The 8,399-nt window shown below is 73.2% G+C and carries 7 protein-coding genes; 6 read left to right on the forward strand and 1 reads right to left on the reverse strand.

Going from position 1 to position 8,399, the window contains the following annotated elements:
• Positions 1-1,895, forward strand: a 1,895-nt coding sequence (locus DQW85_RS31905; protein ID WP_476703623.1) for a PT domain-containing protein, incomplete at its 5' end; no start/stop codon positions are given.
• A gap of 39 nt (positions 1,896-1,934) precedes the next feature.
• Here DQW85_RS31905 and DQW85_RS31910 read toward each other — a convergent pair.
• On the reverse strand, positions 1,935-2,969 hold the full coding sequence (locus DQW85_RS31910; RefSeq protein WP_113703504.1) for an AIR synthase related protein: 1,035 nt from the start codon (positions 2,967-2,969) through the stop codon (positions 1,935-1,937).
• Positions 2,970-3,017: 48 nt separating this feature from the next.
• Here DQW85_RS31910 and DQW85_RS31915 point away from each other — a divergent pair, with 48 nt between their 5' ends.
• The 5 genes from DQW85_RS31915 to DQW85_RS31935 form a co-directional block, all read left to right on the forward strand.
• Entirely contained in the window at positions 3,018-3,776 is a 759-nt protein-coding gene (locus DQW85_RS31915; protein ID WP_205315566.1) for a phosphosulfolactate synthase, read from the forward strand.
• Between the two features lie 14 nt (positions 3,777-3,790).
• A complete protein-coding gene (locus DQW85_RS31920) occupies positions 3,791-4,717 on the forward strand; it encodes an XcbA family protein (RefSeq protein WP_113703506.1) in 927 nt (308 codons plus the stop codon).
• On the forward strand, positions 4,702-6,168 hold the full coding sequence (locus DQW85_RS31925) for a lyase family protein (RefSeq protein WP_205315567.1): 1,467 nt from the start codon (positions 4,702-4,704) through the stop codon (positions 6,166-6,168). The genes DQW85_RS31920 and DQW85_RS31925 overlap by 16 nt, the downstream gene beginning before the upstream one ends.
• On the forward strand, positions 6,165-7,067 hold the full coding sequence (locus DQW85_RS31930) for a 1-aminocyclopropane-1-carboxylate deaminase/D-cysteine desulfhydrase (RefSeq protein WP_113703507.1): 903 nt from the start codon (positions 6,165-6,167) through the stop codon (positions 7,065-7,067). Before DQW85_RS31925 ends, DQW85_RS31930 begins: the two co-directional genes overlap by 4 nt.
• Positions 7,064-8,399 (forward strand): lyase family protein (locus DQW85_RS31935; RefSeq protein ID WP_113703508.1); only part of this gene is annotated, 1,336 nt, incomplete at its 3' end. The genes DQW85_RS31930 and DQW85_RS31935, both read left to right, overlap by 4 nt.

Consider the following 8,399-nt stretch of genomic DNA (forward strand, 5'->3'; position numbering starts at 1 on the left):
CCCTGGACGACGCCGAGGGCGGCCCGGCCGCGGCCCAGCTCGACGCGCTGGCCGCCGCCGGAGTGCACGCGACGGGGCTGCTCGACGCGCTCGACGTGGCCGAGCAGGCCCGCGACCACGCCCACCTCAACGCCCGGCACCTTGGCCACCCGCCCGCCCCGCCCATCGCCCAGCCCACCGCCCGTCCGACCGCCCAGACCACCCCCGAGCCGACCGCCCATTCCGCCGCCCAGCCGACCAGCCAGCCGACCACCCAACCCACCGCCCAGCCCACTGCCCCTCCGGTCAGCCAGACCACCGCTCAGCCGGATGTCCGTACCCGTGCCGACGACCATGCCCGTCACCCTGGCCACGGACGGGCGGCGGTGCAGGGGGACGGCGTGGCGTTGCGGGGCTGGCCCAACGAGCACGCCGTGATCGTCGATGCCGGGCAGCTCGCCGAGGCGGCCGAGGTTCTCAAGGGGCTGCCTGGATCGGTGCTGGTCAGCGCCGCCGGGGTGAGCGTGGTGGGGGCGTTCGAGGGGGTGGCGACCGGGCGCGAAGCGCGGATCAAGGCCGCCGAGCAGCGGCTCAACCGGGCCGAGGACGCCCAGGAGGCGGCCGCGCAGGCCGTACGCGATGGGGAGGAGGCCGTCGCCGAGGCGCAGCGGCGGCTGGACGGGGCGCAGGCCGGAGTGCGGCTCGCCGAGCTGGAGACGCGGCTGGCCGAGCGGCGGGCCAGGCTGGTGGAGCTGGCCGGCGCGCTGGAGGAGGTCACGCCCTCGGTGGCCGAGGCGGAGCGGCAGGCGGGGGCGCTGGACTTCCGCGCCCGCACGCGCGACATGGAGATCGAACGCCTGGAGGGCCGCCGCCAGCGGCACGAGAGCGAGCGCGCCCAGGCACGCGAGCATGAGGCGCGGGTCGCCGCCGACCGGGAGGCGCTCAAGCTCGACGCGCTTACCGCCGACTGGGGCGGCACCGTGGAGGCCGCGCGCGACTGGCTGCGGGCGCTGCCGGAGGAGGAGCGGCCGCGCACGGCGGAGGAGTGGTGGCGGGTCGCCGAACGCCACTTCGACCAGGCGTTGCGCGACACGTTCCCGGAGGAGGACGCCGAGATCCCGGAGGAGCTGCGGTTCCTGCTGGCGGAGCGGGGCGGCAGCGCGGCGCGGGAGCAGGCGACGTTCGCGGCGGTGTGCGGTGCGCTCGCGTCGTACCTGCGCGGCCAGGAGGAGTACGAACGGCACCAGCGGCGGCAGATCGAGGCGCAGATCGTGTCCAGGCAGCGTGACCTGGCGGCGGCCGACAAGGGCGCGGAGGAGGCGGCGCAGTCGACGGCCGTCCACCGGGCGGCGTTGAGCGCGGCGATCAAGGCCAGGTTGACGCGGGTGGCAGAGGAGTTCGAGAAGCTCGACACCTCGTACGGCGGCTACGGCGCGACCTTGGAGTTCCCGGTGCCGCCCGCGCCGGCGGACCCGGAGCAGCGCTGGCAGTGGCGGGTGACGCCCAAGTGGCGGCGCGGCGAGGGCCAGGGTTACGTTCCGTACAACCGCCGGGCCAACACCGCGCTGATGGACGAGAAGGCGGTCAAGCTGGTGTGCGCGGCGGCCATCGCCTCCTCAAGCGGCGGCCACCTGTGCCTCGTGCTCGACGAGCTCGGGCGCAACCTGGGCAAGGAGCACCGGCGGGAGGCGGTGGCCCTGTTCCGCCGGATCGGCGAGACGTACGGGATCACGGTGATCGGGGCGTTGCAGGACGACATGGAGCCCTACGCCATCGACGCCTGCGGCCAGTACATCAAGCTGCGGCGCTCGTCGGACGCCATGCCGTACAACGAGCCGCCGGTGATCGTGGGGCACGACCAGCACGCCGACCGGGTCCGCGCTCTCGCGGCCTACGTGGACAGAACCGCCACCTGACCTGGTGCTGCCACCTGACCTGGCGGTGATGGGCGACGGTCAGTGGATGGAACCGCCCGCACCTGACCTCGCGGTGGTGGGGCGACGGTCACCCGTGGCGGTTTCCCGCCCGGGCGTGTGCGGGGCACGGGTGAGGCCTGTCACTCGCTCAGCCGTCAGGTCGAAGGCCGGGAGGGAGCGCCCACCGGCGCTGAGGGTGATCACGCCCGTCCCGTCGACGCCCCCCACCCTGGCGGCGGACAGGCCGCGGGAGGTGAAGGCGCGCACGCAGGCGTCGGTCCGGTCGGGCTCGCAGGTCAGGAGGAAGCCGTAGCACGGGAAGCACGTGCACCACCACGCTCGCGGCACGGAGCGCGGGGCGGGGAGAGCCTCCAAGCTCACATCCGCGCCGAACGTGCCCCATTCGAGGAGCATCGCGAGGGAGCCGACCAGCCCGGCCATGCTGATGTCCTTGGCCGCCACGGCCAGGCCCTTCCGCGCCACGTCGGCCAGGAGGCGGACGTCTTCGGCGAGATCCTGGCCGCGTTCGTCGAAGGAGGGGAAGAACGGGAAGTCGTCCCGCATGGTGCCTTCTGTACAGGCGGCCACGACCAGGGCCTGACCCGCGCGGACGTGCGTGGAGGAGAGCAGGGCGTCCGCGGATCCGAGGGCGAAGGCGGAGATCGACGGGGGAACGCCGGAGCAGACCGTGATGTGGCCGCCGACGATCGGAACGTCGTACAGCCCTGAGGCGTAACGCATACCCTCCAGGGCCGTGCGCGCGGTGGCCTCGTCCGCCACGACCGTGTCCACGATCCCCAGGGGCAGCCCGCCCATCGCGGCCACGTCATTGACGTTGGTGAGGACAGCCGCCACGCCCGCGCCGAAGGGGTCGGCCCGGACGAACTGTGGCCACAGGGCCTCGCCACAGGCGATGACCGTGCGCCCGCCCACGTCGACGGCGGCGCCGTCATCGCCGGGCCCGTCGACCCATCCGGAGGCGCCGAGCACCTCGGACACCAGGCCGATGGAGCGTTTGGCCTGGATCGCCGGGCTGCTGGCCACTGCCGCGATGACGTCGTCGAGCTCGGCCATGAGCCCACCTCTTGTCGGAAAGTAAACACAAATCGTAACATAGACAACGTGGGACCTGGTTTCCTCGCACTACCCACCGTGGCGGGCCGCACCCACGTCCTGGACAAGGGCCTCGCCCCTGATGTGGTCGCCGGCGTGCTGGAGCTCACCGGCGAGCACGTCGACGTCTGGAAGTTCGGCTGGGGCACCGCCTACCTCGACCACGGTCTCGACCGCAAGCTGCGCCTGCTGCGCGCCCATGACGTCATCAGTTGCCTGGGCGGGACACTGCTCGAAATCGCCTGGGCGCAGGGCAGGGCTGATGAGTGCCTGGCCTGGGCGGAGCGAGCCGGGCTCGATGCCGTCGAGGTGTCCCGTGGCGTCGTCGAGATGGCCCTGGACGACAAGCGGGAGCTCATCAAGAAGGCCAGCCAGGCTTTCACCGTGTTCGCCGAGACGGGCCGCAAGGACCCGAGGGGCGCCCTGTCGGCCGGCCAGTGGCGGGAGGAGATCGCCGAGGACCTGGCCGCCGGTGCCGCCTGGGTGATCACCGAAGGCCGGGAAAGCGGGACGGTCGGCATCTACGACGGGTCGGGGCTCCCCCGGCAGGACATCATCGACGCCGCCGTCAGCGCGGCCGGCGCCGAGCGGGTGATGTTCGAGGCGCCCCGCCTCGCGCAGCAGGCATGGCTCATCAACCGGTTCGGCCCGGGAGTCAACCTCGCCAACATCGCGCCCGACGACTTGCTCCCGCTGGCCACCCTCCGGCTGGGACTGCGAGCGGACACCGCCGCCCTCTCCGTCGAACGACGCCGACCACCGCGATGACACCGGACGGTCACATGACACCGGACACCAGGGTGACGTCGCACAGTCTCACGACGCCGAACATGGTGCCGAACATGGTGCCGAGCGCCTACCGCTGCGTTTCCGTGGCCCGCGTCGACAGGACGGACGACCTGCCGCGGCTCTTTCTCGGACGAGAGGCCTACCGGCACACGCGGTTCCTCGTGGTCCGCGACGACGCGGGCGGTACAGCCCTTCTGCGGGTCGAGAAGGAGTCGGACGGGCCGCTGTTCTCGCCGATCAGCTCGGTCGAGGTGCTCGCGCCACGGGAAGAGTGCGCGTACGTCCTGGCGCCGGAGGCCGACGTGGCCGTGCCCTCCACGCTGGCGCGGATCGCGCTCTCGCGAGCTCCGGGCGTGCCCGCCGTTGTGGTGGAGGGCATGTACGGACATGTCAGCTTCATCGGGCATCCTGCCCCGTTGCGACTGGTCGTGCAGGAGGTCGTGCCACCGGAGCCGCCCAAACTGCTCGATCAGGTGCGGCGCCTGCTCGAGGTGGCCGATGACCTGCCACCGATCGTCCCGGTGGCCGATACGGTCACGTTCGAAGAGCTCGCCGCGCGCACGCCGGCCGAACGCTACCTCCTGCCGTGCGGCGGGTCCGGCGTGACCGTCGCTCATGCGCCGACCGCCTATCTGGACCAGCGGCCTGAGCCCGGGAAATGGACCCTGCTCGGCTGTGCCCGGTCGCGCGAGATTCACGAGTGGTTCTACGGCGAGCGCCCGCCCACGGTCGAGATGTGCCCCAGGTCGCGGGCCCGCGATCCCCGCGTCCCGACGCTCACCAAGTGCTGCCTGCTCGAGGACCGGATCGAGCATTGCGACGGGTCGGTCGTCGTGCCGTGGGGCGCCACGTTGGGTCAGGTGCGCACCGCGCTGGAACAGGTCGCACGGACCTGGGAGCCGTCATGGCGACCCGTCTGACCGAGTCGGCGGAGTACGCGCACCTGTGGAGCACGCCGCAGCTCCGAGCCGTCTTCGACGAGCGGCTGCAGACCTGGCTGGACATCCTGGCCGCGCTGGCCGCCGCGCAGGCCGAGCTCGGGCTGATCCCCGAGGAGGCGGCCCGGCAGATCGCCGAGCAGGCCCGGGCGGAGCGCCTCGACCTCGAGTTCGTGGCCGCTGAGACCCGGCGGACGTCGCATTCCACGTTGGGGCTCATCCGCGGGCTGCAACGGCTGCTGCCCGAGCCCGCGCGGGAGTACGTCTACTACGGCGCCACCGTCCAGGATCTCACCGACACCTGGTTCGGGCTGGTGATGCGGGACGTCGGCGGGCTCATCCGGGACGACCTGATCCGGGCGCACAGGTCGTTGCTGCGGCTGGCGGCCGAGCACCGCGACACGGTCATGAGCGGACGCACGCACGGCCAGCCCGGCGCCCCGATCACCTTCGGCTTCAAGGCGGCGACCTGGGCCGACGAGGTGGGCCGCCATATCGTCCGGCTTTCCGAGGGCGCCGAGCGCTGGTCGGTGGCCCAGCTCGCCGGGGCGGTCGGCGTGCTGGGCTTCTTCGAGCCGCACGGTCAGCGACTGCGGAAGCTGTTCTGCGCCCGGCTCGGGCTGAGCGATCCGGTCGTCTCGTGGACGTCGGCGCGCGACCGCGTGGCGGAGTTCGGCACGGTGCTGAGCATGGTCGCGGCCACACTCGCCCGTATCGGGAACGAGGTCTACGAGCTGCAGCGATCGGAGATCGCGGAGCTGTCGGAGCCCGTGGCGGCGGCCACCGTCGGCAGCATCACCATGCCGCACAAGCGCAACCCCGAGACCAGCGAGCACCTGGACACGCTCGCCAGGCTCGTGAGGGCGGCGTCCAGCGTCCTGGTCGAAGGCATGGCGGGCGGGCACGAGCGCGACGGGCGCGCCTGGAAGGCGGAGTGGGCGGCGCTGCCCGACGTCGCGCTCGCGGCGGGCACGGCCGCCGCGCTCGCCGCCGACCTCGTCGACCGCCTCGTCGTCCACTCCGACCGCATGGCGGAGAACCTCGGCCGAACCGGCTGGGCGTCGGAACGCGTCCTGGCCGAGCTGTCACGGCGACTGGGCAAGCACCGTGCCCAGGACCTGCTGCACGAGGCCCTGCGGTCGGACGCCGACCAGGTGACCGCCCTCGCTTCGCGCGGCGTGGCCGATCCCGCCGACCTGGTGACCGCGCTCGCCTCCCGCGGCGTGGCCGATCCCGCCGAACTCGCCCGCTGGACCGCACGCCCGGAACTCGCCACCGCGGTCGCCATGGTCGACGCGGTGATCGCCCGCGGCACCCCGGGAACCACCCGCGCCACCCCGGAAGCCACCCCCGGCCCCTCGGAAGCCGCCCGTGCCGCCCCGGAATCCGGCACTCCGGAGGCCGCCCGCCGCACCTCGGAAGCCCCGCCATGAGTCCTCCGCGCCGTCCCCTGGCCCTGCTGCCCACGCCGCTCCAGCGGTTCGCCGGCATGTATCTCAAGCGGGACGACCTCAGCGGTTTCGGGCTGGCCGGAGCGAAAGCGCGAGCCCTGGAGTACCTCCTGGGCGATGCCCTGGCACACGACGCCGACGTGCTGGTCACAGGGGGTTCTCCTAGTTCCAACTTCATCGGGGGAGCCGCGCTGGCGGCGTCGGTCTGCGGAATGGAGTGCGAGGTGCTCGTCTCCGGGACGGCCCTGGAGCGGGCGCCCGCCACCCTGCACCTGGTCGGCTGCTCGGAGGCGAAGGTCCTCTACACCGGTGCGGACAGAGCCGAGCTCGACAGGCTCATCGACGAGCGCGCCGCTCACCTGCGCGACCACGGGCGCACTCCCTACGCGATCCCCCGGGGTGGCGCCACGCCCGTCGGCGCGCTCGGCTTCGCGAACGCCGCGGAGGAGCTGGCCGCGCAGCTGGACTTCGACGAGGCGGTCGTCGTGCTGCCGGTGGGGTCAGGGGCGTCGATCGCCGGGCTGCTCGCCGGGCGGGCCGCCATCGCGGCCAAGTGGCAGGTCTACGGTGTGTCGGTCAGCCGGCCACTGCCCGAGATCCGCGGCGAGATCCTCGGCCTGGTCGCGCGCATCACCCCGGAGGCGGTCACGGACTGGGAGCTGATCGACGCGATGGAGGCGGCGGAGGCGGCGGACGACCGGGACGTGCACACCATGCTGGCCGCGCTGCGCGCCGACGGTGTGCTGTTCGACGCCAAGTACGGCACGAAGGCGCTGGCCGCGGTCGCCCGGCTGCGGGCCCGAGCGGACCGTCCCATCGTGCTCTGGCACACCGGCGGCCTTCCCGCCGCGCTGGACCTGCTGGGCAGGGCGGCGACATGACGGGCGGGCCCGCGGAGGAGCTGGCCAACACGACAGGGCTGCCCGCGGAGGAGCTGGTCGCGGCCGGTTACGCGTGGGAGGCGGCCGACGCGCCCTGGCTGCACGATGCTCTGAGCCTTGCCGACCTGGCCCACTGCGTCGAGCTCGCCGACCGGGGAGTGCTGCCGGACCGGGCCCGCGCCCCCCTCTTGGGCGCGCTCCTCGACCTCGCCGCCGTGCCCGCCGAGGCCGTCGGCTACGACCCCCGCCGCGGCGAGCCGTACACCTCCCGCGAACGTCACCTCACGGAGCGGATCGGCGACGACACCGGATGGCTGCGGGCGGGACGGACCCGCCGGGAGGCCGTGCGCACCGCCTTCCGCATCCGGTTGCGCGGGCAGATCCTCGACCTGGTCGACGGCGCCGCCGCGCTGGCCGCGAGCCTCGCCGACCAGGCGGAGCGGCACGTCGGCACGCTCATGCCCGACTACACCTACCTCCAGCGGGCCCAGCCGACCACGTTCGGGCACTACCTGCTCTCCTTCGCCGCCCCCGCCCTCCGTGACGCGGCGCGCCTGATCGCGGAGTTCGGCCATGTCAACGCGGGCCCGGCCGGGGCGGGAGCCGCCAACGGCTCGCGGATCCTGGACGACCGTGACGCGGCGGCGCGGGCCATGGGATTCGACCACGCGATCACGCACACCCGCGACGCCATGTGGCAGACCGACCCGTTCATGCACGTCCTGGCCACGGCCGCGAGCCTGCTCCTCACCCAGGACAAGCTCGCCGAAGACCTGGAGGTCTTCGCCAGTGCCGAGTTCGGCTTCGTCCGCCTGTCCGAGGCGTACAGCCGCCCGAGCGTCCTCATGCCGCAGAAACGCAACCCTTACGCCCTCACGGTCATCCGCGGGTCGGCGGGCGTCATGCTGGGCCGGCTGACCGGCCTGACCGCCGTCATCAAGACGCCGTCGGCGCGCAGCGACAACTTCATCTACCTGTACGGCGAGCTCCCACGGGCCCTCGATCTCGCTCACCGGGCCACCCGCCTCACCGCTGGGCTGATCCGCACCCTCGAAACCGATGGCGTACGGATGCGCGGCGCCCTGGACAACGGCTTCACCGAGGCCACCGACCTGGCGGAGCTGCTCATGCGGCGCTTCCGCACCGACTACCGCACCGCGCACAGCGTCGTCCGGCACGCCGTACGGGAGAGCGCCGCGTTGGACGCCGAGGCGATCGCGCGCGCCGCCACCGAGGTCACCGGAGGCCGCTGGCGGCTCGACGACGCGGAGCTGCGGGCCGCGCTCACGCCCGAGGCGCTGGTCGGCTCGCGCACCGGCCTGGGCGGAGCCG

The organism is Nonomuraea lactucae (assembly GCF_003313395.1).
GTDB lineage: Bacteria > Actinomycetota > Actinomycetes > Streptosporangiales > Streptosporangiaceae > Nonomuraea > Nonomuraea lactucae.